Here is a 26,856-nt window from a genome sequence, read left to right as displayed (position 1 = left end):
CCCCGCCCGACGGGGCCCCCTCTCCTCGCGGGAAAGGGGCAGGGGGAGAGACCGGGCTACGTGCCGGGCTCGGACGGCTCCCCTCCGACCCTCTCTCTTCCCAACGAGAGGCAAGGAACTCCAAGAACGGGGAGCGCAGGGCCGAGGCGCAGGCGGGGGCCGGCGACGCCCGGCCGTAGCTTCCGCGCTCGCCGTCCGCTTCCCTCCCCTTTTCCAGATGCTCCGAAGCATGACCGGGTTCGGTCGCGGCACCGCCCGCGAGGGCACGGCCGAGGCGACCGTCGAAGCCCGCACCGTCAACGGCCGGTTTGCCGAGGTCACGGTCCGCGGGCTGGGCGAGCTCGCGGAGCACGAGGCGGCCGTCCAAGGGCTGGTCAAGGACGCCATCGAGCGCGGCAACGCGACGGTCCACGTCGCCGTGAGGGGGGCGGCGGCGGGCGCGCTCCGCGTGGACCGGACGGCGGCGGCGGCCCAGGGTGACCTGCTCCGAGAGGCCGCGACGGCGGCCGGGCTCGGGCCGGAGGCCGTCACCCTGGCCGACGTCCTCCGCGCGACGGACGTCCTCGTCCCGGCCCCGCCCGACTCGGCCCACGCCGAGGCGACATGGGCCGCCGTCCGCGCCGCGCTCGCCGACGCGCTCGACCGGCTCGACGCGATGCGCCAGGCCGAGGGCGCCGCGCTCCGCGACGACCTCGCCGGCCACCTCGACGCGCTCGACGCGCTCGTCGCCGAGGTCGAGGCCCGAGCGCCGGCCCGCCTCGACGCCGCCCGCCAGCGCCTCCGCGACCGCCTGGCCGACCTCGCCGACGTCCCCGACCTCGAGCCCGGCCGGCTCGAAATCGAGGCCGCCCTGCTCTCCGACAAGCTCGACGTGACCGAGGAGACGGTCCGCCTCCGGTCCCACCTCGACCAGTTCCGCCAGGCGCTCGACGCGGCCGAGCCGGTCGGCCGGCGCCTCAACTTCTTGTCGCAGGAGGTCGGCCGCGAGGTCAACACGATCGGGTCGAAGGCGAACGACGCCGAGATCACGCGGCTCTCGGTCTCGATGAAGGAGACGCTGGAGAAGATCCGCGAGCAGGTCCAGAACGTAGTGTGAGGGCAAGGGGCGTAAGGCACGGGGCACGGGTGCTCTCCCCGTCCCTTGCCCCGTGCCCCGTCCCCCTTGCCCTCCCTCGCCCATGACCCTCATCGTGCTCACCGCGCCCAGCGGCGCCGGCAAGACGACCATCGCGCGGCGGCTGATGGCCGAGGTCGAGGGCCTCCGGTTCTCGGTCTCGGCCACGACGCGGGACCCGCGCCCGGGCGAGCGCGACGGGGTCGACTACGTGTTCCTGTCGCCGGAGGCGTTCGCCGCGCGGTTCGCTGCCGGCGACTTCCTCGAGGTCGAGGAGGTGTACCCGGGCCGGTTCTACGGGACGCTCTGCCAGGCCGTCGAGGACACGGCCGCGACCGCGGACGTCCGCGCGGTCGTCCTCGACATCGACGTCAAGGGGGCGCTCCGCGTCAAGGACCTGTACGGCGACGCCGCGCGGACGCTGTTCATCGCCCCGCCCAGCCTGGAGGCGCTCGCCGACCGGCTCCGCTCGCGGGGGACCGAGCAGCCCGAACAGATCGCGATGCGCCTGGAGCGGGCCGAGATGGAGATGGCCCACGCCCCCGCCTTCGACGTCGTCGTGGTCAACGACGACCTGGAGACGGCCGTCGACGAGGCCGTCGGCCACGTCCGGGCGTTTCTGGACGAGAGAGGGATGGAGGGATAAGGGATGGAGGGATGCGGGACCGTCCCACGCTCGCGAACGGTGACCCCTCTGCCCGTTCCCCTTTCCCGCGAGCGCAGCGAGCTTTCCCGCCTTCTTCCCGATCCTCCGCCGCGCCGGCCCGTAGTCTGTCGCGTTCCTGCGTCCCCGACACCCCCGCTCATGGCGATCAAGACCCTCGACACGGCCAAGATGGCGGCCGAGACCGGCAACCTCTACGAAACCGTCGCCGTGCTCTCGAAGCGCGCCCGCCAGCTCTCGGCCAAGACCAAGGCCGAGCTCGACCAGCGCCTGAGCTACTTCGAGGACCTCTCGCTCGACCCGGCCGAGGAGCTCCGCTCGAACGAGGACCAGCTCCGGATCTCGCTCGAGTACGAGCGCCAGCCCAAGCCGAGCCGCGCGGCCATCGACGAGCTCGAAGAGGGCCAGCTCTACTTCCGCAACCCGACGGCGGCCGAGAGCGACGCGGCCGACCGCGCGCGCGGCGAGTAGCCCCGGCCGCTCGCGCGGCCCCCGCGTCCCGTGTCGCTCAAGGGCAAAAAGATCGTCCTCGGCCTCACGGGGAGCATCGCGGCCTACAAGGCCGCCGACCTCACGCGCCGGCTCGTCAAGGCCGGCGCCGAGGTCCAGCCGGTGATGACGCCGGCCGCGGCCCGGTTCATCCCGCCGCTCACGATCGCGACGCTGGCCGGCCGCGAGGTCCTCTCCGAACTGTTCCCCGACGCCGGCGACGCCCAGACGGCGTGGACGAAACACGTCGACCTCGGACTCTGGGCCGACGCCGTCGTGATCGCGCCGGCCACGGCCCAGACGCTGGCCAAGCTCGCCGGCGGCTTCTGCGACTCGATGCTCACGGCCGTCGTGCTCTCGGCCCGGTGCCCGGTGCTGGTGGCCCCGGCCATGGACCACGACATGTGGGGCCACCCAGCGACTCAGCGGAACGTGGCCCGGCTCCACGCCGACGGCGTCGAGGTCGTGGACCCCGCCCACGGCGAGCTGGCGAGCGGGCTCGTCGGCGACGGGCGCCTGCCGGAGCCGGAGGACCTGGTGGCCACCATCGAGCGCTGGATGCAGGGTTCGGGGTTCGGGGTTCAGGGTTCGGCTCCGAGCGACGACGTGCCAGTTGGAGCTCCCCGGTCCCCGGTCCCCGGTCCCCTCCAAGGCCGCCACGTCTTGGTCACCGCCGGGCCGACGCGGGAGGCCATCGACCCGGTCCGCTTCCTGTCGAACGGATCGACCGGCACGATGGGGTTCGCGCTCGCCGCCGCCGCCGCCCGCCGCGGAGCCCGCGTCACGCTCGTCGCCGGGCCCGTCGCCCTCGACACGCCGCCCGGCGTCGACCGCGTCGACGTGGTCACGGCCGACGACCTGCTCGACGCCGCGCTCGCCCACGCCGACGCCGACCTGGTGATCGCCGCCGCCGCCGTCAGCGACTACGCGCCCGCCCAGGTCTCGGACCACAAGCTGGCCAAGGGCGATGGCGACCTGACGCTCACGCTCCGCCGGACGCCCGACGTGCTGGCGACGCTCGGCGAGCGCAAGCGCGACGGCCAGACGCTCGTCGGCTTCGCGCTCGAAACGCACGGCGGGGAGGCCAAGGCCCGGGCCAAGCTGGACCGGAAGCGGCTCGACTGGATCGCGCTCAACGTCCAGGGCGAGCCCGGCGCCGGCATGGGCGCGCCGACCAACCGCGTCACGCTGCTGGGGGCCGACGGCGCCCGCGTCGAGATCGCGACGGCGCCCAAGGCCGAGGTCGCCCAAGCGATCCTCGACGCCGTCACCGGGTGAGACCCCATCCGGGAGGGGTGTGGGGGTATGGGAGGAAGGGGGTTCCCCTCCCACACGGGCTCCCCACTCCCTCCGACTTCGACGGAGACAGAGAACCGGATTTGATATGATGCGCCGGGCCGCCCTCCTCCTCCTCGCCGCCGGCTGCATGTCCGAGACGCCCGCCCCCGCCCGGTTCCTCGCCCTGGGCGACTCGTACACCATCGGCGAGGGCGCCGCGCCGGCCGAGCGCTGGCCGATGCAGCTCGCCGCCCGCCTCCGCGCCGACGGCGTGGCCGTGGCCGACCCCGAGATCGTGGCCGTGACCGGGTGGACGGTCGCCGAGCTCGACGCGGGCCTCGACGCGGCCGACCCGCAAGGCCCGTTCGACGTGGTGACGCTGCTGATCGGCGTCAACGACCAGTATCGGGGCCACGAGCTCGACGGCTACCGCGCGGCGTACCGGGCGATGCTGGCGCGCGCCGTCGGGCTCGCGGGCGACGACGCCGGGCGCGTCGTGGCCGTCTCGGTCCCCGACTGGGGCGTGACGCCGTTCGCCCAGGGCGACCGCCGGACGCCCGCCGAGATCGCCGCCGAGGTCAACGCCGTCAACGCCGCCGCTCGCGCCGAGGCCGAGGCCGCCGGCGCCGCCTGGGTCGACGTCACCGCGCTCTCGCGGACGCAGGGCGCCTGGGTCGTGGGCGACGGGCTCCACCCCAGCGGCGAGGCCTACCACGCCTGGGCCGACCGCATCGAGCCCGCCGTCCGCGCCGCGCTGGCGAGGTAGCGCCGTCCACGCCCAGCCGCCGCGTCCGGGTAGGGCTGTGCGCACGCTCCGCCCTCTCCACCCCCGGCGAGCGGCGTTCGCCGGAGCGAGGTTGTCCACACCCTTATCCACGGTGTGCGCACGGCCGTTGCCCGACGGTGGGGCGGTCCCCTACCTTGCCGATCCCCCCCGACACCGAGCGTGGCCGACGCCGCCCCTGCCCTCGCCGACGTGGTGCGCGAGGCGCGCGCCCTGATCGCGCTCCAGCGCCGGATCGCTGGCCCCGTCCGCTACCTCGGCCGCGCGGACGAGCCCGAGCCGGTCACGGCGCCGGAGGCCGCGCCGCGAGCCTCGCACTCTGAACCCGGTCCCGCGCTCGCGGAGCCTTCCGCGCCCGCGCCCGTAGACGCCGACCGCCCGCCCCGCCCTAGCGAGGACTCACCCGACGACGACGTGCCCGACCTTTTCGGCGACCTCCCCGACCCCAGCCTCGACGAGACGCTGTCTCCGTACGAGCGCATCGAGGCCCTCGTCCCCGAGGACTCCCCGCTCCGCGAGATGGACTCGCTCGACGAGATCCGCGACTGGCTGGCCGAGACCGAGCTCGTCCCCATCGACCGCGACCGGATCCAGCCCGTCCTGGGCACCGGCGATCCCCACGCCGACCTGATGATCGTCGGCGAGGCGCCGGGCGCCGACGAGGACCGGACCGGCGAGCCGTTCGTCGGCCGGGCGGGGCAGCTGCTGAACAAGATCTTGGAGGCCGTCCTCTTCAAACGCGAGGAGGTCTACATCACGAACATCTTGAAGAGCCGGCCGCCGAACAACCGCGACCCGCTGCCCGAGGAGGTCGAGGCGCACCTCCCGATCTTGCACAAGCAGATCGCGCTCGTCCGCCCGAAGGTGATCCTGGCTGTCGGCAAGAGCGCGGGGAACGGGCTGCTGGGCAAGAAGTCGTCGCTGGCGTCGCTGCGGGGCTCGTTCCAGGACTACTACGGGTTGCCGCTGTTGGTGACCTACCACCCGGCCGCGCTCTTGCGCAACCCGCAGTGGAAGCGGCCGACCTGGGAGGACGTCAAGCTCCTCCGCACCCGCTACGACCAGCTCAGCGGGTAATGGGTGAGGAGTGAAGGGTGAAGAGTCCTTCGCCCATCACCCTTTACCCATTGCCCGTCACCCCCGATGGCCGACCTCGACGACTTCCAGCAGCGCCCGCTCCGCATCGACGAGGACATGCCCGGCGTGCCCATCGAGAAGATGACGGGCGGGCGGCGGCGCCCGCTCAACGTGCTGCCGATGCAGCAGCAGGCCGGGCGGATGCCGCCCCAGGCCGTCGAGGTCGAGCAGTCGGTCCTGGGCGCGCTCCTGATCGAGCGCGAGGCGATCCCGAAGGCCATCGAGATCCTGCCGGCCGACGCCTTCTACGACCCGAAGCACCAGCGGATCTTCGAGGCCGTCGAGGCCCTCTTCGAGCGCGGCAACCCGGTCGACCTCATCACGCTCACCGAGGAGCTCAAGCGCCGCGGCGACTACGACGGGATCGGCGGCTACTACCTCACCGAGCTGACGACGCGCGTCGCCTCGGCCGCCAACGTCGAGTACCACGCCCGGATCATCGCCGAGAAGAGCCTGCTCCGCAAGCTCATCACGACCATGACTGGCGTCGTCGGCCAGGCGTTCGACCCGACGACCGACGCCTTCGACCTGCTCGACAACGCCGAGCGCGAGATCTTCCAGATCTCGGAGTCCCAGCTCCGCAAGGGGGCCGTCGACATGAACTCGGTGGTGCACGCCACGATGCAGCACCTCGAGTCCATCCACGGGCGCGAGGGCGGCATCACGGGCGTGCCGAGCGGGTTCACGGCGCTCGACGCCATGACCGGCGGGTGGCAGAACTCGGACATGGTTATTATTGCAGCTCGTCCATCTATGGGAAAGACCGCATTAAGTCTAGCGATTACGAGAAACGCAGCGCTGCATCCAGAGAAACCGGCGGGCGTGGCCTACTTCTCGCTCGAGATGAGCGCCCAACAGCTCGCCCAGCGCCTACTCACGTCCGAGGCCCGCGTCGACGCCCAGCGCGCGCGGACGGGCCGGCTCCACGACGACGACTGGCCCAAGCTGGCCCGGGCCGCCGGGCGGCTCTCGGCGGCCACCATCTTCATCGACGATACGGCCGGGCTCGGCATCCTGGAGCTCCGCGCCAAGTGCCGGCGGCTGAAGGCCGAGCACGACATCGGCCTCGTCATCGTCGACTACCTCCAACTCATGCACGGGACAACGCAGTCCCAGAGCGGGAACCGCGAGCAGGAGATCGCCCAGATCTCGCGGTCGCTGAAAGGGCTGGCGAAGGAGCTCGACGTGCCGGTCATCGCGCTGTCCCAGCTCTCGCGCGCCGTCGAGACGCGCGGCGGCGACAAGCGGCCCCAGCTCTCGGACCTCCGCGAGTCGGGCTCGATCGAGCAGGACGCCGACGTGGTCATGTTCATCTACCGGGCCGAGCGGTACGGGATCACGGTCGACGAGAACGGGAACTCGACCGAGGGGCTGGGCGAGCTCCTGATCGGGAAGCAGCGGAACGGGCCCATCGGCGATGTCAAGGTGGCCTTCGTCAACCAGTACGCCCGGTTCGAGAACCTCACGAGCTACGTCGCCTCCGACACCTCGGGCGGCTACGACGACTACCCGCCCCCGCCGGACGGCGGCCTGGTCGGCGCCGGCTTCGGCGGCGGCGACGCGCCCCCGCCGCTCCCGCCCCCGGCCACCGACGTCCCGTTCTAGTGGACGCCGCCGCCCACGTCCCGCCGTCGGTCCGGCCGCTCGTCGCGCGCCTCGCGGCAACGCCGGGCGTGCGGCGCGTCGTGCTCTACGGCTCGCGCGCCCGCGGCGACCACCGTGAGCGGTCCGACGTGGACCTCGCCCTCGGCGCGCCGGGCCTTGACCGTGCCGCGTGGGTCCGGCTGTGGACCGACGCGCAGGAAGCCGCGACGCTCTACCACGTGGACTTTCTCTGCCTCGACGGGGCGCCGGACCGGTTCCGCCAGCGTATTGAGGCCGAGGGCGTCGATGTCTGACCGCCTGCGCGACCGGCTCGACAGCCTTGGCCGCGCGCTCGACCGGCTCGACGAGGCGCTGGCGGTTCCGGCCGACGCGCCGCGACTGCGGGGAGCCTACGGGGCGATGGTCCGACACCTCGGCGACGCACCGGGATGAGCGATCGCGAGCGCTCCGAACCCGGCGCTCGTACGGCATGACTGTCGCCGGCTACTCGACCGTCACCTGCTCGGCGAAGCCTTCCAGCGTCCGCGGGCCGATGCCCCGGACCTGCAGGACGTCGCTCACGCTCCGGAACGGCCCGTTGGTGGTGCGGAACTCGATGATCCGTCCGGCGAGCGCCGGGCCGATCCCGTCGAGCGTGTCCAGCTCCTCGGCGGTGGCCGTGTTGAGGTTGACGAGGGCCCCCGACCGCGCCGGCGGCGCCGGCTCGACGGTCGGCGTCACGGACGAGACGCCGCCGCCAGCCGAGCTGGCCAGCATCGTGGGCCGGCCGGCCGTGAGGTACGGGGCCATCCGCTCCAGCGTCCGCGGGCCGATGCCCCGGACCTGCTCGAGATCCGCGACCGACCGGAAGGGGCCGTTCTGGGCCCGGAACGCGAGGATCCGGCCGGCGATGGCCGGGCCGATGCCGGGCACGGTGTCCAGCATCTCGGCCGACGCCGTGTTGACGTCGATCAGCGAGGGGCTCGTGGCCTGGACGGGAAGGACGCTCGCCGGGGCGTCGGCGACGGCGAGGGGCCGCTCGACGCGCGCCCTCGGCAGGACGGCGACGCTCAGCTGGTCCTTGACGACGTCGACGAGCGCCACGTAGAGCGGGAGGTCCAGCAGCCGGTCGGGCTCGTAGCTGAAGTCGGCGCTCAGGAGCTTGATGACGGCCCCCTGGGCTTCCGTCATCAGGTCCTGCTTGATGAACGCCAGGGCGAGCAGGCGGTGCGCCTCCACCAAGTCGTCGGCCGCCGCGGTGGGCTGGGAGACGCACTCGCGGACGAGCGCCTCGACCGCGTCGTACGCCTGCTCGGTGTACCGCTGCTCGGCCGACGCCAGGGCGTCGCGGCACCTGGGGTCCGCGCTCGGTTGGGCGTCGAGACCGGGGGCCGCGGCCAGCCCGAGGAGGAGCGCGCCGATCAGAGCGAGGGGACGGGGGGGCAAGAAGACCAAGGACATAGCTGAAGAGCCGCCGCACGCGCGGCAAAGACGTAGTGCGTCGGGCATGATAGACCGACGCCGGCACACATGGTACAAGGGCTTCCCCTCCTTCTCAAATCCATAAGCTCCCCCCTCTAGGCAATGAGCGCCGCCGCTGTCCGGTTGACCGTGGACGGGCCCGCCCGCTCGCCGCACCTGTGACGTGGTGGGCACCGAGGCCCCGGCGGTCTTGAACGTGGGGGCGCCCTCGACGGCGCCCCGCGTCGCCGCCCACTTGGCCACCCGGCGCGTCTGTCCTATCCTGTCGCCCCGCACCCCGCCCCGCCGTGTTCGGCCCCCCGTCTCCTCCACGCTCCCCACGCCCCGCTCACCTCGAGGTCGCAGGCGACCCACGGGCCGTCGTCCGGAAGGTCGTCGTTGGGGGGGCGATGGTCGCGCTGGCGGGCCTGGCGCTCCTGACCTACGGCCTGACCCGAGAGGGCCCCGACGATGCGGCCTCGGTCCTCGGCGGGGGCCCGGACGGGCCCGCGGACTTCGCGGCGGACGGCAGCGAGGGCCTGGCCAGCCTCTGGATCGACGGCGTGAGCGAGGCCGGCGTGACGGTCTTCGTCGACGGCGACTCGGTGGGGACGATGCCGCTCTGGCTCGACCGCGTGGCCGAGGGCCCCCGCCGGGTCCAGGTCGTCGGTCCGGACGGGGTGGCCCTCGCCGACACGACGCTCGTGGCCGTCGGGGGGACCACGACCGACCTCATCTTCGACCCGCTCCTGATGCGGCCGATCCCGACCGCCGCCGAGGGCCCTGTCGGGCCGGCCGTCGCCGAGCGGGCGCCCGCGTCCGCCCCGGCCGCCCCCGGATCGACGGGCGACCTCCGGGTGACGTCGTCGCCTTCCGGGGCCACGGTCGCCCTCAACGGGCGGCGCGTGGGGGCGACGCCGCTGTCGCTGGGCGGCCTCCGGCCGGGGCGACACGCCGTGTCGGTCGCGCGCCCGGGGTTCGAGGCGACCACCCAGCAGGTCGACGTCGTCCCGGACCGCGCCCTCGAGGTGGCCATCGCCTTGCGCCCGCTCGGCCCGCCCGCTGAGCCCGCCCCTCGGACGGAGCCGGCCCGGGCGGAGCCCGCCCCGGTGGGGACCGGCACGCTCGAAGTGCTTGTCCAGCCGTGGGGCCGCATCGTCATCGACGGGACGACGCACCGGCGCGAGACCGACGTCGTCTACCGGACGACGCTCCCGGCCGGGTCGCACACGGTCTCCGTCTCGCACCCGCAGCTGGGCTCCGAGGAGCGGACGGTCGTCGTCCAGCCCGGAGTCGGGACCCGGGTCGAGTTCGACCTCCGGGGGAACGCGCCGGCCGACGGGTAGCGGGCGCCGGGCCCGGCAGCGCCCGCGGCTCGCGCTCCGGTGCATGCTCGCGGCGAGGTGGGGGAACGCTTGAACGCGCTCCGGGGGATCGGCGGAACGTGGGGAGAGGGCGGATCGGCAGGGGACCGGGCGGGTTCGGGACCGTCCATTCTCCTCGCTCACAATCTCCCCGCTCACGATGAAGCCTTTCTCCTCTCTCCTCGGGTTTGCAGTCGCCGTCGGGCTCGCCGGCTGCATGGCCACGTCCGGCGGCCCAGACCGGATGCCGGCTCCGCCCACGGCCGGCCCGATGGACCCGATGCAGGTCACGACGAACGCGCCGAAGCCGGCGTGGGCGCCCGACATCGACCCCCAGATGTGGGCCGTCGTCGACCAGCTCATGACCTACGGCAACGTGCCGTACCCGCAGCTCACCGGCTTCCAGGCCCGGATGGAGAAGACGCCGACGAACGCGGTCATGGACCTGCTGATGAAGACCGGCCTCCCGCCGATGCCACCAAAGGTGGCCGTCAACCACCGCAAGATCCCGGTCGGGCCGAGCCAGGGGCTCCTCGTCCGGACGTACACGCCGATGGGCGCGAGCGGCCGGCTGCCCGTCATCGTCTACTTCCACGGCGGCGGCTGGGTCATCGCGGACCTCGACACCTACGAGGCCGGCGCGGTCGCGCTGGCGACCAAGGCCAACGCGGTCGTCGTGTCGGTGGCCTACCGGCAGGCGCCGGAGAACCCGTACCCGGCGGCCCACGACGACGCCTTCGCGGCCTACCAGTGGGTGCTCCAGAATGCGGCCTCGATAAACGGCGACCCGGACCGCGTCGCGCTCGCCGGCGAGTCGGCCGGCGGCAACCTCGCCGTGGCGACCGCCATCCGCGCCCGTGACGAAGGGGTCCCGATGCCGTCGGCCATCGTCTCGGTGTACCCCGTCGCCGATGGCGACGTGCAGTCGGCGAGCTACGACCGCTACGCGAACGCGCTGCCGCTCAACCGGGGCGGCATGGAGTGGTTCTTCGACAACTACACGCCCGACTGGCGGACGCGCGAGTACGACTGGATCGACCTCGTCGAGGCCGACCTCGCAGGGCTCCCGCCGACGACCGTCATCAACGCCCAGATCGACCCGCTCGAAGCCGAGGGCGGCGACCTCGCCGACGCGCTCGAAGCGGCCGGCGTCGACGTCGAGCGGCAGGTGTTCTCGGGCGTCACGCACGAGTTCTTCGGGATGAGCGCCGTCTTGGAGCAGGCCGGCGCGGCCCAGGACCTGGCCGCCCGTCGGCTGAAGGCGGCCTGGGGGATGTGACGCCCGATTCGGGAAGAATGGGGGAGGAGGGAGTCGTTCCGTCCGGTCCCCTCCCGCACTCCCTTACGCCCCCCCTCCGTCAGTGGAGGCGAGGGCGAACGCATTCTTCCCACCCGTGTCATCCCGAGCCTGCGAAGAGCCTGCCCCGCGGAGGCGTGGGATCTCAGCACGGCGCTCCGAGCCCTCCGGTACCGTTCCCTACGGCTTGGGACTCCGCGTTGAGATCCCTTCGGCTTCGTTCAGGAGGACACGAGGGGGCTGCGGAGCAACGGGTTCGGGAGAACGCGAGAGCCCTGTCAGTGGAGGCCCGGTGCGTTCGAGTGCCCCACGAGGTCGGGTATCTTCCGTGCCCTCTCCCCGCGACCCATGTCCCAGAGCGCCGCCCTCTCCCGCCCCGCCCTCGCCGACGCTCTCCGCCGGTCCGACGCGCCGCTCGCCGTGCAGGTGGCCGGCGTGGTCGGGTTCGCGGCGCTGGCGGCGCTCGGGGCGCACGCCCGGATCTATCTGTGGGAGGTCCCGATCACGTTGCAGACCGTCGCCGTCTACGGGGCCGGCCTGTTCCTGGGCGGCCGGAACGGGTTCCTGGCGATGGCGCTGTACCTCACCGCCGGGCTCGTGCTGCCCGTGTTCGCGGGCGGCGCGTCCGGGCTCGGCTACTTCGCGTCGTCGGCCTCGGCCGGCTACCTGCTGGCGTACCCGCTCGTCGCGCTCCTGATCGGCCGGTGGACCGACGACCGGCCGACGTTCCTCCGCTCGGCGCTCGCGATGACGGCGGGCGCGGCGCTGCTGTTCACGGTCGGCGTCGCCTGGCTCCACGTGGCGGCCGGCCACGCGACGTGGTGGGAGTCGGTCGTGAAGGGCTGCCTGCTGTTCATCGGGTGGGACCTGGCCAAGGTGTGGCTCGTGGCCGGCGGCTACGCGGGCCTCCGGCGGGCCGCGGGCGCGTGACGCGGACGACGACGGCGACGGCCCTCGACGACCGCTTCGGGGTCCCGCTCCGGGGCGTCGGCGTCGACGCCGAGACGCGGTGTGCCCACTACGACGGGCCGCTCGACGTGATCGCGCTCCGGTTCGGCTGCTGCGGCGTGTTCTACCCGTGCCACCGCTGCCACGACGAGGCGGCCGGGCACGTCGCCGAGGTCTGGCCGCGCGCCCGGTTCGACGAGCCGTCGGTGCTGTGCGGTGCCTGCCGCGCGACGCTGACGTGGCCCGCTTATCTCGGCTCCGGGCACGCTTGCCCAGCGTGCGGGGCCGGCTTCAACCCGGGCTGCGCCGTCCACCACGACCGCTACGCGGAGTCGGCCTGACCCGTTGCCGGCAGGTCGATCTCGACGACCTCGACCCCGGGCCACCGCTCCTGGACGAGGCGGCCGAGCCGGCGGAGCCCCCACGCCTCGGCCCGGTCCTGGCCGACGGCGACCGCGCGCAGCCCGCACGCCTGGACGGTCGCTCGCGCCGGCCCGCGGATCTGGCCCGTCACGTAGAGCCCAGCGCCGTGTGCCGCAGCCGTCTCCACCAGCTCCGCTGTCATCGCGCCCGCCAGCGCGACCGCCTCGACACCGTCGGGCTCCGGGCCGATGGCTTCTTCAACGCCGCCCAGCGCCGCCACGACCGCAGCGACGGCGTCCGCCAGCGACTGGCGGCGGCGGCCGACGCGCCCGACCGGCGTTCCGTCTCGCGTCAGCGGCTCGCCGTCGGGGACCAGGCCGAGCGCGTCGAGCAGCGCCGGGTCCGTCCCGACCGACAGCCGGTCGTCGAGCGCCCGGTGGGCCGCGAGCACGCCGACGCCGGCCGGCAGCCGGGCCGGCCACAGCCCGAACGGCCGGTGGATCAGGACGGCGTCGAGCCCGTCGGCCCAGGCGTAGGGCGGGCGCCCGGCGTCCAGGCGCAGGCCCAGGCGGCGGACGTCGCGGCTGGACGCGAGCCACACGCCGGCCGGGTCGCCGTCGCGGTGGTAGCGGGCGCGGTCGAGGGCCGGCGCGAGCGCGTCGGCGAGGTCGTGGACGGTGGGCATCGGTCGGGGACGCCGACGGCGCGGCGCGGGTCCGCCGGGAGAACGCGCCACCCGGCCGGGCGTTGGCCGGCCATGGACCTCTCCGACCTGTTGCCCGCCGAGACCGCCAGCGCCGAGGCGACGCGCGCGCTCGGCCGTCGGCTCGGGGCCCGTCTCGCGCCCGGCGACGTCGTCGCGCTCTCGGGCGACCTCGGCGCCGGCAAAACGCACCTCGCCCAAGGCGTCGCCGACGGGCTGGGGCTCGACGGCGCGGCCGTCACCTCGCCCACCTTCGCCCTCGTCCAGGAGCACGGCGACGGCGCCCTCTTGCACCTCGACCTCTACCGCGTCGAGACCGACGACGAGGCCGGCCGGCTCGGGCTCGACGAGCTCCTCGACGGCGACGCGGTCGCGCTCGTCGAGTGGCCCGAGCGCGGGCGCGCGTTCCTTCCGCCGCGGACCGTCTGGCTCCGTCTCTCCCACCTCGGCGGCGACCGGCGGCGCGTGGAGAAGGTGGACGGTGGAGAGTAGAGGGTGGAGGAGGGGGCACCCGTGCAGGGCAACCGCACGCTGCCCGCAGCCCCCCCGCGCCCCGGCCGGTCGCTCCGCTCCCAGACCGCGACGCTGTCCCCCTTGCCAAGGGGGACAGTCCGGGCGCCCGCTGAGCACTTCGGCGGGGCTCAGCACAGGCTCCGCGATGGGCGCGCGGACGGGGGGTGGCCACGGAGCGTGCGGCCGCTTGGCCACCCGTGTCGTCGCTCGCTCCGCCGGAGGTCCCATTCTCTATTCTACTCCCCGCCCTCTAGCCCTCCCGTGACCGACGCCGAGCGCCGCCTGCTCTCCCTCCCTCGGTTCGCCACCGACACGGCCGCGTACCGGCCCGGGCTGGAGCGGATGGCCGCGCTCCTCGACGCCCTCGGCCGTCCGCACGAGTCGTTCCCTGCGATCCACGTGGCCGGGACGAACGGGAAGGGGTCGACGGCGTCGCTGGCGGCGTCCGTCGCCCACGCCGCCGGGCGCCGCGTCGGGCTCCACACGTCGCCCCACCTGGCGACGGTCCGCGAGCGGATGCGGGTCGGCGGCGAGCCCGCGTCCGAGGCGTGGCTGGCGGACGCCGTGGCCCGCGTCGAGGGCGCGCTGGAGGCCGTGGGCCCGAGCTTTTTCGAGGCCACCGTCGCGCTGTCGCTGCTGTATTTCGCCGAGCGAGACGTCGACCTGGCCGTGGTCGAGGTCGGGCTGGGCGGGCGGTTGGACGCGACGAACGTGGTGCGGCCGGCGGTGTCGGTCGTGACGCACGTGGGGCTGGACCACACCGACCTGCTGGGCGAGACCGTCCAGGAGATCGGGCGCGAGAAGGCGGGGATCGCGCGGCCGGGCGTCCCGCTCGTCCACGCCGTCGACGCGGCGCGGGGGGCCGTCGAGGCGGAAGCCCTCCGGCGTGGGGCCGTGCCCGAGGACGTCCGCCGGACGTGCGCCGTCGACGTCGTCCGAGCGTCGCCGCTCCGGGTCCGGCTGGCGACGCCCGTGGCCGACTACGGCGAGGTCGCGGTCGGGCTGCCGGGGCGGCACCAAACGTGGAACGCGGCGCTCGCCGTGCGCGCGGTCGAGGTCGCGCTCCCGGGTCTGCTGCCCGAGGCCGTGCGCGGTGGGCTCGCCGAGGTCGTCGCGCGGTCCGGGCTGCGGGGCCGGGGCGAGGCGCTGCCCGGCGACCCTCGCGTGATCTTGGACGTGGCCCACAACGCCGACGGCTGGCGGGCCGCGCTCGACGGGCTGGGGGTCCCCGAAGGCGGGCGGCTGTGGGCCCTCGTCGGCGTGATGGCCGACAAGGACGCCGACGCGCTCGCGAGCGCGCTCGCGGCACACGGCGCCCGGGCGCTCGCGATCCCCCTCGACGGCGACCGCGCGCTGGCTCCCTCGACGCTGGCCGAGACCCTCCGCGCGCGCGGCGTCCCGTGCCTCCAGGTCGCCGACGTGGCCGCCGCGCTCGACGCCTTCGCCGACGCGCCCGACGACCGGATGCTCGTGACCGGCTCGCACCTCACGGTCGCCGCCGTCTTGGCGCGAACCCAGTCGGGCGCCACGGGTTAGACCTCGCCCGGCCCACCGCCGGGCCCCTCTCTGTCGTCTCCGGGACGCCGCTTTTTTTTGACGTCCCCCCGTCTCTTCCGCCTCGCCCCGCCGACCGGGCCGGGGGCTCCTCTCCATGAACATCGCTGCGCTCGAGGACAAGAAGGTCTCGGAGCTCTACGAGATCGCGCGGCAACTCGGCATCGACGGCTACGCCGACCTCCGCCGCCGCGACCTGATCTACGAGATCCTAGGCGCCCAGGCCGACGCCGACGCCGACGACTCGGACCTCCCGCCCCGCGTGGCCCTGGCCTCCGACGACCGCCCGGCCGTGCGCCCCCGCTCGGCCGAGCGCCGGACGGCGCCCGCCTCGCGCCGCGAGACCCGCCGGAGAGCCCCGCGCGTCCGCCAGCCGATCTCGCCCGAGTGGCCGGACTACATGCAGGGGTTCGACCCGTACGCGACCACGCTCGACGGGCTCATCCGCAAGACGGGCGTCCTCGAGATCCTGCCCGACGGCTACGGCTTCCTCCGCTCGGCCGAGTACAGCTACCTCCCCTCGCCCGACGACATCTACGTCAGCCCGAGCCAGATCAAGCGGTTCTCGCTCCGCGTCGGCGACACGGTGGACGGGCAGATCCGGCCGCCCAAAGAAGGCGAGCGGTTCTTCGCGCTCATCCGGGTCCACTCGATCAACGGCCGGGCGCCCGAGGCCTTCGACGAGCGGACGAGCTACGACTTCTTGACGCCGGCCTACCCCGACCAGCCGCTCCGACTCGAGACGACGCCCGACGAGCTCACGACGCGCGTGATCGACCTGTTCGCGCCGATCGGGAAGGGCCAGCGCGGGCTCGTCGTGGCCCCGCCCCGGTCGGGCGCGACCGTCGTGCTCCAGAAGATGACCCGGGGGATTCTGGAGAACGAGCCCGAGGCGACCGTCATCGTCCTGCTCGTCGACGAGCGACCCGAGGAGGTCACCGACTTCCAGCGGGTCACGCCGGGCGCCGAGGTCGTCGCGTCGACGCTCGACGAGGCGCCCGAGCGCCAGGTCCACATCGCCGACCTCGTCCTGGAGAAGGCCAAGCGGCTGGTCGAGGCCGGCCAGGACGTCGTCGTCCTGCTCGACTCGATCACGCGGCTCGCCCGGGCCCACCAGGCCGCGGGCGAGAGCGCCGGGCGGACGGCGGCGGGCGCCGTCGACATCGGCGCGCTCCGGGGGCCGAAGCGGCTGTTCGGCGCGGCCCGGGCCGTCGAGGAGGGCGGGAGCCTGACCGTCGTCGCCACGGCGGCGGTCGAGACTGGTAGCCCGACCGACGACGTCATCTTCGACGAGTTCAAGGGGACCGGCAACATGGAGCTCGTGCTCCGCCGCGACCTCGCCGACCGCCGGCTGTTCCCGGCCGTCGACTTGGCCGCGAGCGGGACGCGCCGCGAGGAGATCCTGCTCTCGCCCGACCGGCTCGGCCAGGTCCACGCCGTCCGCCGCGGCCTCGCCGACCTCGACCCGGCTCAGGCCCTGCCCGCCCTGCTCGACCGGATGCGCGGGACCGCGAGCAACGAGGCGTTCCTACGGGTGATGAGCGAAGAGTAAAGGGTGATGAGACGTACCCTTTCCCCCTCGCCCTTGACCCTTCACTCGTGAAAGCCCTTCTCCTCGACATGGACGGCGTCCTGGTCGACGTCCGCGGCTCGTACCGCCGGGCCATCACCGAGACCGTGGCCCACTTCGTCGGGGCCGGGCCGACGCCGGAGCAGATCCAGGCCAAGAAGGACCAGGGCGGGTTCAACAACGACTGGGTGCTGTCCGAGGCGCTCGTCCGCGAGGCCGGCGGCGACGCGCCGTTCGAGGCCATCAAGGCTCATTTCATCCGCGTGTACAAGGGCGACGCTTACGACGGGCTCATCGCGACCGAGCCGCCGGCCATCCGCACGGCCACGCTCGAAGCGCTCGCCGACCGCTACCGGCTCGCGCTCGTCACCGGCCGCCCCGAGGCCGACGCCCAGTGGACGCTCGACCGGTTCGAGTGGGGCCCGTTTGTCCCGGTCGTGGTGGGGATGGGCCGGCAAGCGGGGAAGGAGAAGCCGGACCCCTACGGGCTCGAGCTCGCCCTCGACGCCCTCGACGTGGCCCCCAGCGACGCGGCCTTCGCGGGCGACACCGTCGACGACATGCGGGCGGCCGTCGCCACCGGGTGCGTCGCCGTCGGCGTGGTCCCGCCCGGCCACGACCTCGACGCCCACGGCCGGACGCTGATGGAGGCCGGCGCCCGCGTCGTCGTCTCGACGCCGGACGCGCTGCCGGCGTTGTTGGCCTCGGGGCTGTAGTGGATGGAGAGGACAGAGGGCGGAGCACGGGGCGACCAGCGGACCGGGTTCGTCGTACCGGATCGCTGAGACGTGGCCTCACCTGCCGATCCGCACGTAGGGGCACGCCGGTGGCGTGCCCGTGACGACCGCGGTGAGGCGAGGGCACGCCACCGGCGTGCCCCTACGTCCGACGCCGCTGTCGTTGAGGACGCACGGGGTACAAACCTGGCGACCCGGGTCCGTCCGCACGTAGCGCTCCATCCTCACCCCTCCACCACGGCGTCCACCGCCTGGGCGGTCGGCTCGGGGAGCCAGAGCCAGACGAGCCCCGCCATCAGCAGGATGACCGCCGCCGAGGCCGCCGTGTTCGCGGCGTACCCGACCCCTGTGTAAAGCACACCGCCGAGCGCGGCCCCAACGCCCGTCCCGATCTGGCCGACGGCGATCGTCAGCGACAGGAACGCGCCGCGCTGGCGGCCCGGCACGAGCGCCGTCAGGAGCGCCTGGAGCGGGGCCATCCGCAGCGAGAACAGGCCCATGATGGCGACGTAGAGCGGGTAGGCCACCCACCGCTCGGTCACGACGTAGGGCAACGCCGCCGTCACGACGGCCAGCCCCAGGCACGAGGCCAGGATCAGCGGCTTCCGCCCGACGACGTCCGAGAACGTCCCGGCGCGCGGGCTCACGATCACGCTCACGACGCCGCCCACCAAAAACAGCGTCGCGATGAGGTCGAGCGGCAACCCGAACACCTCGAGCGGACGGCCGAACAGGGTGACCTCGAGCGCGAACTGGTTCGTCAGCCATTGGGGGAGGTAGACGATCAGGAGCCCCAGGCCGAGGTACATCAGGAAGTAGGTGGCCGTCGCGGCCCCCGTCCCGCCGGGCCCGACCAGCAGCGCGCCGTACTGGCGGAGCGAGCCCCAGACCGTCGGCCGCTCGTCGGACAGCCGGACGTCGGGCTGGGGGACGACGGTCAGGATGAGGACGAACGCGACGGCCATCACGCCGGCGAACGCGACGAACGGCATCCGGAACCCAAAGGCGACGGCTAGCGCCCGGCCCAAGGGGATCCCGAGGACAAGCCCGAACGGGACGCCGCTCATGACCCAGCCCGTGGCCCACCCGCGCCGCTCGTACGGGAAGGCGTCGCCGACGTAGCTCACGGCGGCGCCCGACAGGATCCCGCCGCCGGCGCCGGCCAGCACGCGCATCCCGAGCAGGACGTCGAACGAGTCGGCCAGCCCGTGGAGCGCCAGCGCCACCACGAGCGCGCCCGAGCCGGCGATGAGCACGCGGCGCCGGCCGATCCGGTCCGAGATCGGGCCCATCACGAGCGCCGCGAACGCGAGCACCCACGAGTAGACGGAGACCAGCAGCCCCAGCGGCCCCGTCCCCACGCCCAGCTCCTCGCCGATCAGCGGCAGGATCGGCGTGACGATGATGGTCTGGCTGGCCGACGTGAAGACCAGGAGCCAGAGGGCGAACAGGGTCGCCGTGGTGCGGAGCGGGGAGGTCGGCAGAGGCGCTTGTTGCAACAGGGGTTGGGAGACGGCGCGGCGGGGGGAAAGGTTCAGGGCGCGAGCGGTGAGGCGTGAGCGGTGAGGCGGAGGCCCGTCCCTTCGGCACTTGGGGGGGTCAGGTCTATCGCCCCCTCGTTGTCATCCTGAGCGTCAGCGAAGGATCTCAGCACGATGCCCAAGCTCTTCGGCACCGTTCCCTACAGCTCGGAGAGTCGGCGTCGAGCTTCCCCGCGCGGGGGCAGGCGCCTCACCGGCGCTCAGGATGAGCAGGTCTGGGGGGCTCGTCTGTGTCGACCGTCCTGAGGCGGAGGGCTCCATCCGCCCCCTGCGCCAGCGGGAGTCGTCTCACTGCTCGCGCCTCCCCGCTCACCGCCCGGATTCCGCGGCCCTTCATCGGAATCGGGGGCCGGTAACGGTGCGGTAACGGGCGGGTAAACCCGACGTAACCCTGGCCCGCTAGTGTGGGAGGTGACGGGCGCGGAGGTCCCCCACGGCCTCTCTCCACTCTCGATTCGCTCGGCTCCGCCGAGACTCCCACACCCCCCTCCCCATGTCGTTCAAGACGCCCCGCGTGCTGCGGGATCTCGGGCCGGCGCGACGTCTCGCCGCCCTCGTCGTTCTCCTCCTGCCGGGCCTGGTCGCGGCCCAGACCGGGACCCTCTCCGGCACCGTCGTCGACGGCGACTTCGGCGGTGGCCTCCCCGGCGCCAGCGTGCTCGTCGTCGAGACCGGGACCGGCGACGCCACCGACATCGACGGCAACTACGAGGTCGCCGGCCTGGAGCCGGGCTCGTACACCGTCCGTTACTCGTTTATCGGGTACGGCTCGCAGACGGTGGAGGACGTGACGGTCGCCGCGGGCCAGACCCAGACGATCAACATCACGCTGACGGCCGGCGAGCAGCTCGAAGAGGTCGTCGTGACGGCCGAGGAGATCATCGCGACGAACAGCGAGGTCGGGCTTTTGCGCGTCCGCGCGAAGGCGGCCCAGGTGTCGGACGCGATCTCGGCCGAGACCATCTCGCAGAGCGGGGCCTCGGACGCGGGCGACGCCATGGAGCGCGTGACGGGCGCGAGCGTCCAAGGCGGGCGCTACGTCTACGTCCGCGGACTCGGCGACCGCTACGCCAACACCCAGCTCAACGGGTCCACGCTGCCGACGGCCGACCCCGACCGCCGGGCCGTCCAGTTCGACCTGTTCCCGAGCGACTTCCTCGAGAACATCGTCACGCTGAAGACCTTCACGCCGGACAAGCCCGGCAGCTTCTCGGGCGGGCTCGTCGACATCAACACGCGGTCGTTCCCGCTCGAGTTCACGGCGTCGCTCTCGGCCTCGACCGGGCTCTCGACCCAGGTCGTCCCCGGCGACGACATCCTGGTCGACCGGGCCGCCGGCATCTCGTACGTCGGGACCGCCGACGCGCTCGACCTCCCGGCCGCGCTCCAGGGCGACGTCCCGTTCCCGACCGTCTCCAACTCGGAGGTGTTCAACGCCGACTCGCCCGAGGGGCAGGCCCGGCTGGCAACGATTGCCGAGAACGAGGCCCTCGTCGACTTCTTCTCGGCCCGCACCGCGGCGCCCGGCACGAGCTCGGCCGACCCGAACGTGAGCCTGGCCGCGTCCATCGGCAACCGCGTGTCGTTCCTGGGCAACGACCTCGGGTTCATCCTCGGCGGCACGCTCGACCGGGGCGTCGGGTCGTACGACGAGGGCGTCGTCGGCCGGTACGACACGGCCGGGCCGGACGGGGCCCCCCGGCTCCGCCAGCGCCGCCGCGACCAGCGGTCGACGGTCTCGTCCAACCTGGGCGGGATCGCGAACGTGGCCTACCGGCTCGGCGACCGGAACGAGATCGGCCTGAACACGCTGTTCTCGCGGAGCGCCGAGAGCGAGGCCCGCGTGATCTCCGGGCTCGCGCCGATCCCGATCGGCGGCGTCGGCGACGAGATCACGGTGACCGACCGGGTGATCGGGCACACCGAGCGCGAGCTGGCCTCGGCCCAGCTCCGCGGGCGCCACCAGGTCCCGGCCCTCGCTGGCCTGACGGCCGAGTGGCGGGCGAACGCGGCCACGACGCGGCTCGACGAGCCCGACCTCCGCTTTTTCGCCAACGCCGACCTCGGCGACCAGCTCGTCGTCGGCGGCGCGTCGCTGAGCAACACGCTGCACTTTTTCCGCGAGTCGACGGAGGACCTGGGTGGGCTCGCGCTCGACCTGACGGTGCCCCCGCGGACGCTCCCACTCCAGATCAAGGTCGGCGGGCTCTATGAGACGACGGGCCGCGAGTTCCGCGAGCGCCGGTTCGAGGTGTTCTCCGAGGGCCTGTCGCTCGAGAGCGAGGACGCGGCCGGCGTCGACGCCCTGTTCAGCCCGGAGAACTCGGGCGTCGTCCGGGTCACGCCCCCGAACCCGCGCGACCCCCAACGGCGCTCGACCTACGTCATCGGGAACCGGCTCGTCGACAACACCCAGCCGTTTAACCAGTACGACGGGACGCTCGACGTGGTCGCCGGCTACGGCATGGTCGAGCTCCCGCTCGGGCCGCTCCGCGTGATCGCCGGGGCCCGCGTCGAGCAGACCGACCTCTCCATCGGCACGGTCGACCTCGCCACGGGCGAGCCCGTCGTCACGGACGACGACGCGCTGACTGGCGGGATCGACGAGGTGGACGTGCTGCCGTCGTTGAACGTGGTCTACGCGCTGTCCGAGCGGATGAACCTCCGGGCCGCCGCGACCCGGACGCTGGCCCGGCCGACGTTCCGCGAGATCGCCCCGTTCCAGTCGTTCGACTTCGCGACCGACGGCCCGCTCGTCGGCAACCCGGCCCTGGACCGGACGCTCATCACGAACCTCGACCTCCGCTACGAGTGGTTCAACGCGCCGGGCTCGATCGTCGCCGTGAGCGGGTACTACAAGTACCTCGACCGGCCCATCGAGCGGGTCATCGTCGACATCGAGAACAACGTCAACCGATTCGAGAACGTCGACGAGGCGACGCTCTTCGGGGCTGAGGTCGAGGTCCGCCAGCAGCTCGGCGCCCTCGGGGGTGCCTTCGCGAGCCGGTTCGTGAGGGACTTCTCGGTCGGTGGGAACGTGACCGTGACCCGGTCCCGCATCACGATCGCCGACGCGGAGCTGGCCGAGCGCCGGTTCATCAACCCCGACGCCGACGACACGCGCGCGCTCCAGGGCCAGAGCCCGTACCTCGTCAACGTCGACGTGTCGTACGACGGGGCGGACACGAACGCCGGCCTCTATCTCAACGTGTTCGGCCGGCGGCTCTCGCGCGTCGGCGTGCCGGACGTGTTCGAGGACCCGAGCCCCCAGCTCGACTTCATCGCGAGCCGGCGTGTGTTCGACCAGTTCAAGCTGAAGGTGTCCGTCAAGAACCTCTTCGGCCAGGGCCACCGCGAGGTCTACGACTTCCCGTCGTCGACGCTGGCGGCCATCGGTGGCGGCGACGCCGTCTATCAGTCGTACGCCCGCGGCACCTCGTTCTCGGTCGGGCTCAGCTTCAGCCCCCGCTTCGGCGGTGGGTCGCCGGCCGCGCCCGCCGTCCCCAGCCCGTCGTCCCCGACGGGGCTCTAACCCGGCGGCGGGGCCCGGCCCCGTCTCCCTCTCTCCCCCCACATCCCTTCCCCCCCATGCGTCCCATCGCTACCCTCAAAGCGGTCCTCCTCGGACTCGCCGTCGCCGTGCCCGCCGCGGCACAGACGCCGACCCAGACGCTCTCGGGCGTCCTGACCGGCACCACCACGCTCAGCGCCAACGAGGTCTACCTCATCGACGGAGAGGTCTACGTCGACAACGGCGCCGTCCTCAACATCCCGGCCGGCACGGTCCTCAAGGGCCGCCAGAACCCGACGGCCGGCACCGGCACCGCGAGCGTGCTCGTCGTCCAGCGCGGGGGGATGATCAACGCGACCGGCACGGCCGACGCCCCGATCATCTTCACCGCCGAGGCCGACGACGTGACCGACGCCTTCGACACGAACGAGTCCCAGCGCGGCCTGTGGGGCGGCGTCGTAATCTTGGGCAACGCGACCAACAACCGCGGCGAGCGGACCATCGAGGGCATCGACGCCGGCCCCCGAACGACCTACGGCCCCGGCGCGGGCTTCCCGGTCGACGACGAGGACAACTCGGGCACGCTCCGCTACGTCTCGATCCGCCACGCTGGCTTCACGCTCACCGCCGACGCCGAGATCAACGGGCTCACGCTCGGCGGCGTCGGCCGCGGCACGACGCTGGAGTACGTCGAGGTGTTCGCCAACTCGGACGACTCGTTCGAGTTCTTCGGTGGGACCGTCAACGGGAAGTACCTCGTCGGCGCGTTCAGCGGCGACGACGACCTCGACTGGGACACCGGCTACACCGGCAACCTCCAGTTCGTGTTCTCGCTCAAGGACGAGTCCGGCGACGTCGGCCGGTGCATCGAGGGCGACGGCTCGGCGAGCCCGTTCACGGCGGCCCCGATGTCGAGCCCGGTCGTCTCGAACCTGACGTGCGTCGGGTCCGGCCTGGGCAGCGACCCCGGCGGCTCCGACGCCGGCGGCCCGACGTTCGCGCTCCGCGACAACACGGGCGGGTTCATCTACAACTCGATCCTGACCCAATTCCAGACCGACCGCGGCGGGATCGACCTCGAACCGCTCGCCGAGAACCAGACGGACCGGACGACGAGCACGGAGCAGAACTTTTTCGACGGCGAGCTCGACATCCGGAACAACATCTTCTTCGACTTCAGCACCGGCACCGACGTGTCGGACATCGTCCGCCGCGACAACACGGCGCTCGAGACGGCCATCGGGGACCGGAACCGGTTCTTCTCGCCCGGCCTCATCAACGTGGTCGACGGCCCCGGCGACGAGAGCGCGAGCGTGTTCGACGACGCCCGCGACCAGGACGGCGTGCTCGACCCGCGCCCGGCCGAGAACGCCAACGCCGCCTCCGGCGCCGACTTCTCGCTCTTCGGCTTGGACGACGACTTTTTCGACGAGGTCGACTACCTCGGCGCCTTCGCCCCGGCCCCGACGCCGGCCTGGATCGAGCGGTGGACGGCCCTCGACCAGATGGGCTACCTCTCGCCCTTTGCTACGCCGGCCGAGGTCAGCCCCTCGGCCGCGTTTGCCCTCACGGTCGGCCCGAACCCGACGGCGGGCGACGCGACGGTCCGGTTCACGCTCGACCGCGCCCAGCGGGCCCGGCTGGCGCTCTACGACGTGCTCGGCCGCGAGGTCTCGGCCGTCGAGGGCACGTTCCCGTCGGGCGAGGGCTCGGCCACGCTGGCGACCTCGACGCTCCCGGCCGGGGTCTACGTGCTCCGGTTCGAGGGCGAGTCCGGGGCGGTCACGCGCCAGCTCAGCGTCGTCCGCTGACCCCATCTCGGTCGCGGCGGCCCGTCACTCGCCGCGTCTGAGCCAGAGCGCCGGCCCTCTGTGGGAGGGGGCCGGCGCTCGTTCGTTGGGGACGGGTCGCTGGCGATGGGACGCCGGAACGCGGGAACGGACGGCGGATCACCAGGTCCGGGCCTCGCGCGCTGTCGGACGTAGGGCACGCCGGTGGCGTGCCCGTGGCGACCGCGATGGGACGAGGGCACGCCACCGGCGTGCCCCTACCCCCGAACCGGAACCGGCCTGGGCGCTACGCAAGCGTAACCGTCCGGTCGCAGAGGGGTTATCCGGCGTAGAGCCCCGTGGGGCACCTTCGAGGCATCCTCCCCCCGGATGCCCCGATGACGACCTACCGGACGATCTTCCTGTCCGACCTCCACCTCGGCATGCGCGGCTGCCAGGCCGAGCGCGTGCTCGACTTCGTCCGCCACCACCAGGCCGAGCGGTGGGTGCTCGTCGGCGACGTCGTCGATGGGTGGGCGCTGGCGCGGTCGTGGCAGTGGACGCAGGCCCACAACGACGTGGTGCAGAAGCTGCTCCGCGAGGTGCGGAAGGGGGCCGAGATGGTCTACGTGCCCGGCAACCACGACGGCGCGGCGCGCCAGTTCGCTGGGCTCACGTTCGGGGGCATCCTGGTCCAGCGCGAGTGGACGCACGTGACGGCCGACGGCCGTCGCCTGCTGGTGCTCCACGGCGACGAGTTCGACGGCGTCGTCCGGTTGGCCCCGTGGCTGAGCCGAGTCGGCGCCCGAGCGTACGAGTTGTCGCTGGCGCTCAACACGGTCGTCGCGGCGGTGCGCGAGCGGATGGGGGTCCCGTACTGGTCGCTCGCGGCGGCGCTCAAGGACCGGACGAAGCGGGCGCTCCAGTACGTCGACCGGTTCGAGGAGGCCGTCGCGGCCCTCGCCGCCGAGCGCGGCGTCGACGGCGTCGTGTGCGGCCACATCCACCGACCCGAGGTCCGCACGATCGAGACCGAGGGCGGGCCCATTCTCTATGCCAACTGCGGCGACTGGGTCGAGAACTGCACGGCGCTCGTTGAGCATTGGGACGGCCGGTTGGAGATCGTCCGGTGGACGGGCGCGCTCGGGCCCGTGGCCGAGCCGCGCGGCGACGGGGTGGCCGCGCTCGCGCCGCGCCTGGCGCTCAGCGCTGAGGCGGCCGGTCTCGGCCTGCGGCTCACCCCGCTGGGCCGATGACCCAGACCCCGCTCCGCGTCCTGTTCGCGGTCCAGGGCGAGGGGCGCGGCCACCTCACGCAGGCCTTGGCCCTGGCCTCGATGCTCCGGCGCCGCGGCCACCAGGTCGTCGGCGCCGTCGCCGGGACGAGCCGGTGGGGCGACGTCCCCGACTTTTTCCGCCGCGACCTCGGCGCGCGCGTCGAGACGGTCGAGAGCCCCGGGTTCGTGGCCGGCGCCGGGGGCCGGATCCGCCCGGTCGCGACGGCGCTCTCGGCCCTGGTGCAGGCCCGCCGCCTCAGGCCCAGCCTCGACCGGATCGGCGGCGCGCTCGACCGGCTCGAACCCGACGTCGTCGTCAACTTCTACGAGGGGCTGATGGGGCTCCACACGGTCCTGCGCGTGACCGACGTGCCCGTCGTCGCCGTCGGCCACCAGTTCATGGCCGAGCAGCCGGGCTACCCGCTGCTGCCGGGCCAGCCGCTCCAGCGGGCCGCGATGAAGGTGTACACCGCGCTCGCCGGGGCCGGCGCCGCCCGCCGCCTGGCCTTGTCGTTCTACGACGCGCCCGACCGGCCGGGCGTCCGCGTGGTGCCGCCGCTGCTGCGCGACGCGCTGTTCGACCTGGCCGACGTCCCGTGCGATGGGTCGATCCTGGTCTACCTCATGGAGCCGGCGATGGCCCGTCCGCTGGCGGCGTGGAGCGACCGGAACCCGGGCGTCCGGGTCCACGCCTTCGCGACCGTCGAGCCCCACGCCCACAGCCCGGCGCTGACGTTCCACGGGCTGAGCGGCCAGGCCTTTCTGGAGCGGATGGCCGCCGCGCGCGGCGTCGTCTGCACGGCCGGCTTCGAGACCGTCTCCGAGGCCATGTGGCTCGGCACACCGGCGCTCATGGTCCCGACGCCGGGCCACTACGAGCAGCGCTGCAACGCCGTCGACGCCGAAGCCGCTGGTGCGGGCGTCCGCTCAGACACGCTCGACCTCGACCCGCTCCTGGCCCGGCTCGACGGCGGGCCCGCGCCCGACCCCGGCCCGTTCCGCGCGTGGGTGGCCCGGGCCGAGGGCCGCGCCGTCGGCGCCATCGAGGGGGCCGCCGGGATCGCCCCCCTCCACGGCGACGGGGCCGGCGACGGCCAGACCGACGTCGCCGGCCTCACCGTCCGCCCGTCCCGCCCCGGCGCCCCCCAGACGTGACCGCCCCTCGGACGTAGCGTCGGTGCATGCACCGACGGTCCGCA

The 26,856-nt window shown here is 73.4% G+C and carries 24 protein-coding genes; 21 read left to right on the top strand and 3 right to left on the bottom strand.

Going from position 1 to position 26,856, the window contains the following annotated elements:
* Positions 1–229: 229 nt before the first annotated feature.
* From ACOOHE_RS02320 to ACOOHE_RS02280, 9 genes are all read left to right on the top strand, one after another.
* Positions 230–1,096 (top strand): YicC/YloC family endoribonuclease, encoded by an 867-nt coding sequence (locus ACOOHE_RS02320; protein WP_420456189.1) that lies wholly within the window; start codon positions 230–232, stop codon positions 1,094–1,096.
* Between the two features lie 82 nt (positions 1,097–1,178).
* On the top strand, positions 1,179–1,760 hold the full coding sequence (gmk, locus tag ACOOHE_RS02315; RefSeq protein WP_420456188.1) for a guanylate kinase: 582 nt from the start codon (positions 1,179–1,181) through the stop codon (positions 1,758–1,760).
* 159 nt (positions 1,761–1,919) lie between these two features.
* Entirely contained in the window at positions 1,920–2,249 is a 330-nt protein-coding gene (locus ACOOHE_RS02310) for a DNA-directed RNA polymerase subunit omega (protein WP_420456187.1), read from the top strand.
* A 30-nt stretch (positions 2,250–2,279) separates the two neighbouring features.
* A complete protein-coding gene (locus ACOOHE_RS02305) occupies positions 2,280–3,545 on the top strand; it encodes a bifunctional phosphopantothenoylcysteine decarboxylase/phosphopantothenate synthase (protein WP_420456186.1) in 1,266 nt (421 codons plus the stop codon).
* Between the two features lie 148 nt (positions 3,546–3,693).
* Positions 3,694–4,311 carry an SGNH/GDSL hydrolase family protein gene (locus tag ACOOHE_RS02300; RefSeq protein WP_420456185.1) on the top strand — a complete coding sequence of 206 codons (618 nt, stop codon included), beginning with the start codon at positions 3,694–3,696 and terminating at the stop codon, positions 4,309–4,311.
* A gap of 180 nt (positions 4,312–4,491) precedes the next feature.
* Complete coding sequence (locus ACOOHE_RS02295; protein ID WP_420456184.1) at positions 4,492–5,406, top strand: uracil-DNA glycosylase family protein; 915 nt, start codon at positions 4,492–4,494, stop codon at positions 5,404–5,406.
* A gap of 66 nt (positions 5,407–5,472) precedes the next feature.
* Entirely contained in the window at positions 5,473–7,071 is a 1,599-nt protein-coding gene (gene dnaB / locus ACOOHE_RS02290; RefSeq protein WP_420456183.1) for a replicative DNA helicase, read from the top strand.
* Positions 7,071–7,364 carry a nucleotidyltransferase family protein gene (locus tag ACOOHE_RS02285; RefSeq protein ID WP_420456182.1) on the top strand — a complete coding sequence of 98 codons (294 nt, stop codon included), beginning with the start codon at positions 7,071–7,073 and terminating at the stop codon, positions 7,362–7,364. The genes dnaB and ACOOHE_RS02285 overlap by 1 nt, the downstream gene beginning before the upstream one ends.
* The gene (locus tag ACOOHE_RS02280; protein WP_420456181.1) at positions 7,357–7,503 is read left to right on the top strand and encodes a hypothetical protein; all 147 of its coding nucleotides are present in this window, start codon (positions 7,357–7,359) and stop codon (positions 7,501–7,503) included. Before ACOOHE_RS02285 ends, ACOOHE_RS02280 begins: the two co-directional genes overlap by 8 nt.
* A 51-nt stretch (positions 7,504–7,554) precedes the next feature.
* Here ACOOHE_RS02280 and ACOOHE_RS02275 read toward each other — a convergent pair whose 3' ends face one another.
* Positions 7,555–8,496 (bottom strand): ComEA family DNA-binding protein, encoded by a 942-nt coding sequence (locus ACOOHE_RS02275; RefSeq protein WP_420456180.1) that lies wholly within the window; start codon positions 8,494–8,496, stop codon positions 7,555–7,557.
* Positions 8,497–8,819: 323 nt separating this feature from the next.
* Here ACOOHE_RS02275 and ACOOHE_RS02270 point away from each other — a divergent pair, with 323 nt between their 5' ends.
* The 4 genes from ACOOHE_RS02270 to ACOOHE_RS02255 all read left to right on the top strand — a co-directional run bounded on the left by ACOOHE_RS02270 (position 8,820) and on the right by ACOOHE_RS02255 (position 12,461).
* Positions 8,820–9,857 carry a PEGA domain-containing protein gene (locus ACOOHE_RS02270; RefSeq protein WP_420456179.1) on the top strand — a complete coding sequence of 346 codons (1,038 nt, stop codon included), beginning with the start codon at positions 8,820–8,822 and terminating at the stop codon, positions 9,855–9,857.
* A gap of 178 nt (positions 9,858–10,035) precedes the next feature.
* Positions 10,036–11,154, top strand: coding sequence for an alpha/beta hydrolase (locus ACOOHE_RS02265; protein WP_420456178.1), 1,119 nt, complete (start codon positions 10,036–10,038; stop codon positions 11,152–11,154).
* A gap of 366 nt (positions 11,155–11,520) precedes the next feature.
* Complete coding sequence (locus ACOOHE_RS02260; RefSeq protein WP_420456177.1) at positions 11,521–12,102, top strand: biotin transporter BioY; 582 nt, start codon at positions 11,521–11,523, stop codon at positions 12,100–12,102.
* Positions 12,099–12,461, top strand: coding sequence for a CHY zinc finger protein (locus tag ACOOHE_RS02255; RefSeq protein WP_420456176.1), 363 nt, complete (start codon positions 12,099–12,101; stop codon positions 12,459–12,461). Before ACOOHE_RS02260 ends, ACOOHE_RS02255 begins: the two co-directional genes overlap by 4 nt.
* On the opposite strand, the gene ACOOHE_RS02250 is transcribed toward ACOOHE_RS02255, so the two are convergent.
* A complete protein-coding gene (locus tag ACOOHE_RS02250) occupies positions 12,443–13,168 on the bottom strand; it encodes a Nif3-like dinuclear metal center hexameric protein (protein WP_420456175.1) in 726 nt (241 codons plus the stop codon). The genes ACOOHE_RS02255 and ACOOHE_RS02250 overlap by 19 nt on opposite strands.
* A 72-nt stretch (positions 13,169–13,240) precedes the next feature.
* On the opposite strand from ACOOHE_RS02250, the gene tsaE reads away from it, so the two are divergent.
* From tsaE to ACOOHE_RS02230, 4 genes are all read left to right on the top strand, one after another.
* Complete coding sequence (tsaE, locus tag ACOOHE_RS02245) at positions 13,241–13,678, top strand: tRNA (adenosine(37)-N6)-threonylcarbamoyltransferase complex ATPase subunit type 1 TsaE (protein WP_420456174.1); 438 nt, start codon at positions 13,241–13,243, stop codon at positions 13,676–13,678.
* A 282-nt stretch (positions 13,679–13,960) separates the two neighbouring features.
* Positions 13,961–15,235 carry a bifunctional folylpolyglutamate synthase/dihydrofolate synthase gene (locus tag ACOOHE_RS02240; RefSeq protein WP_420456173.1) on the top strand — a complete coding sequence of 425 codons (1,275 nt, stop codon included), beginning with the start codon at positions 13,961–13,963 and terminating at the stop codon, positions 15,233–15,235.
* 115 nt (positions 15,236–15,350) lie between these two features.
* Positions 15,351–16,805 carry a transcription termination factor Rho gene (rho, locus tag ACOOHE_RS02235; RefSeq protein WP_420456172.1) on the top strand — a complete coding sequence of 485 codons (1,455 nt, stop codon included), beginning with the start codon at positions 15,351–15,353 and terminating at the stop codon, positions 16,803–16,805.
* 47 nt (positions 16,806–16,852) lie between these two features.
* Positions 16,853–17,539: an HAD family hydrolase gene (locus ACOOHE_RS02230; protein ID WP_420456171.1), complete on the top strand. Its 687-nt coding sequence runs from the start codon at positions 16,853–16,855 to the stop codon at positions 17,537–17,539.
* 245 nt (positions 17,540–17,784) lie between these two features.
* Here the strand turns inward: ACOOHE_RS02230 and ACOOHE_RS02225 are convergent, their stop codons facing one another.
* Complete coding sequence (locus ACOOHE_RS02225; protein ID WP_420456170.1) at positions 17,785–19,059, bottom strand: MFS transporter; 1,275 nt, start codon at positions 19,057–19,059, stop codon at positions 17,785–17,787.
* Positions 19,060–19,594: 535 nt separating this feature from the next.
* Between ACOOHE_RS02225 and ACOOHE_RS02220 the strand changes: the two genes are divergently transcribed.
* From ACOOHE_RS02220 to ACOOHE_RS02205, 4 genes are all read left to right on the top strand, one after another.
* Positions 19,595–22,633, top strand: coding sequence for a TonB-dependent receptor domain-containing protein (locus ACOOHE_RS02220; protein ID WP_420456169.1), 3,039 nt, complete (start codon positions 19,595–19,597; stop codon positions 22,631–22,633).
* A 56-nt stretch (positions 22,634–22,689) separates the two neighbouring features.
* Positions 22,690–24,423 carry a T9SS type A sorting domain-containing protein gene (locus ACOOHE_RS02215; RefSeq protein ID WP_420456168.1) on the top strand — a complete coding sequence of 578 codons (1,734 nt, stop codon included), beginning with the start codon at positions 22,690–22,692 and terminating at the stop codon, positions 24,421–24,423.
* A 356-nt stretch (positions 24,424–24,779) separates the two neighbouring features.
* A complete protein-coding gene (locus ACOOHE_RS02210; protein WP_420456167.1) occupies positions 24,780–25,637 on the top strand; it encodes a UDP-2,3-diacylglucosamine diphosphatase in 858 nt (285 codons plus the stop codon).
* Positions 25,634–26,812: a glycosyltransferase family protein gene (locus ACOOHE_RS02205; RefSeq protein WP_420456166.1), complete on the top strand. Its 1,179-nt coding sequence runs from the start codon at positions 25,634–25,636 to the stop codon at positions 26,810–26,812. Before ACOOHE_RS02210 ends, ACOOHE_RS02205 begins: the two co-directional genes overlap by 4 nt.
* Positions 26,813–26,856: the final 44 nt, after the last annotated feature.

Source organism: Rubrivirga sp., assembly GCF_965213695.1.
Taxonomy (GTDB): Bacteria; Bacteroidota; Rhodothermia; order Rhodothermales; family Rubricoccaceae; genus Rubrivirga.
Note: the sequence above shows the minus strand (reverse complement) of the source record. Positions and strands in the feature narration are given on the sequence as shown.

Bases quoted from the DNA above. Each gene is read 5' to 3' on its own strand.
- ACOOHE_RS02265 (WP_420456178.1), top strand. From the start codon at position 10,036: ATGAAGCCTTTCTCCTCTCTCCTCGGGTTTGCAGTCGCCGTCGGGCTC.
- ACOOHE_RS02260 (WP_420456177.1), top strand. From the start codon at position 11,521: ATGTCCCAGAGCGCCGCCCTCTCCCGCCCCGCCCTCGCCGACGCTCTC.
- ACOOHE_RS02250 (WP_420456175.1), bottom strand. From the start codon at position 13,168: ATGCCCACCGTCCACGACCTCGCCGACGCGCTCGCGCCGGCCCTCGAC.
- ACOOHE_RS02205 (WP_420456166.1), top strand. From the start codon at position 25,634: ATGACCCAGACCCCGCTCCGCGTCCTGTTCGCGGTCCAGGGCGAGGGG.
- ACOOHE_RS02280 (WP_420456181.1), top strand. From the start codon at position 7,357: ATGTCTGACCGCCTGCGCGACCGGCTCGACAGCCTTGGCCGCGCGCTC.
- gmk (WP_420456188.1), top strand. From the start codon at position 1,179: ATGACCCTCATCGTGCTCACCGCGCCCAGCGGCGCCGGCAAGACGACC.
- ACOOHE_RS02310 (WP_420456187.1), top strand. From the start codon at position 1,920: ATGGCGATCAAGACCCTCGACACGGCCAAGATGGCGGCCGAGACCGGC.
- ACOOHE_RS02215 (WP_420456168.1), top strand. From the start codon at position 22,690: ATGCGTCCCATCGCTACCCTCAAAGCGGTCCTCCTCGGACTCGCCGTC.
- dnaB (WP_420456183.1), top strand. From the start codon at position 5,473: ATGGCCGACCTCGACGACTTCCAGCAGCGCCCGCTCCGCATCGACGAG.
- rho (WP_420456172.1), top strand. From the start codon at position 15,351: ATGAACATCGCTGCGCTCGAGGACAAGAAGGTCTCGGAGCTCTACGAG.
- ACOOHE_RS02300 (WP_420456185.1), top strand. From the start codon at position 3,694: ATGTCCGAGACGCCCGCCCCCGCCCGGTTCCTCGCCCTGGGCGACTCG.
- ACOOHE_RS02220 (WP_420456169.1), top strand. From the start codon at position 19,595: ATGTCGTTCAAGACGCCCCGCGTGCTGCGGGATCTCGGGCCGGCGCGA.
- ACOOHE_RS02210 (WP_420456167.1), top strand. From the start codon at position 24,780: ATGACGACCTACCGGACGATCTTCCTGTCCGACCTCCACCTCGGCATG.
- ACOOHE_RS02320 (WP_420456189.1), top strand. From the start codon at position 230: ATGACCGGGTTCGGTCGCGGCACCGCCCGCGAGGGCACGGCCGAGGCG.
- tsaE (WP_420456174.1), top strand. From the start codon at position 13,241: ATGGACCTCTCCGACCTGTTGCCCGCCGAGACCGCCAGCGCCGAGGCG.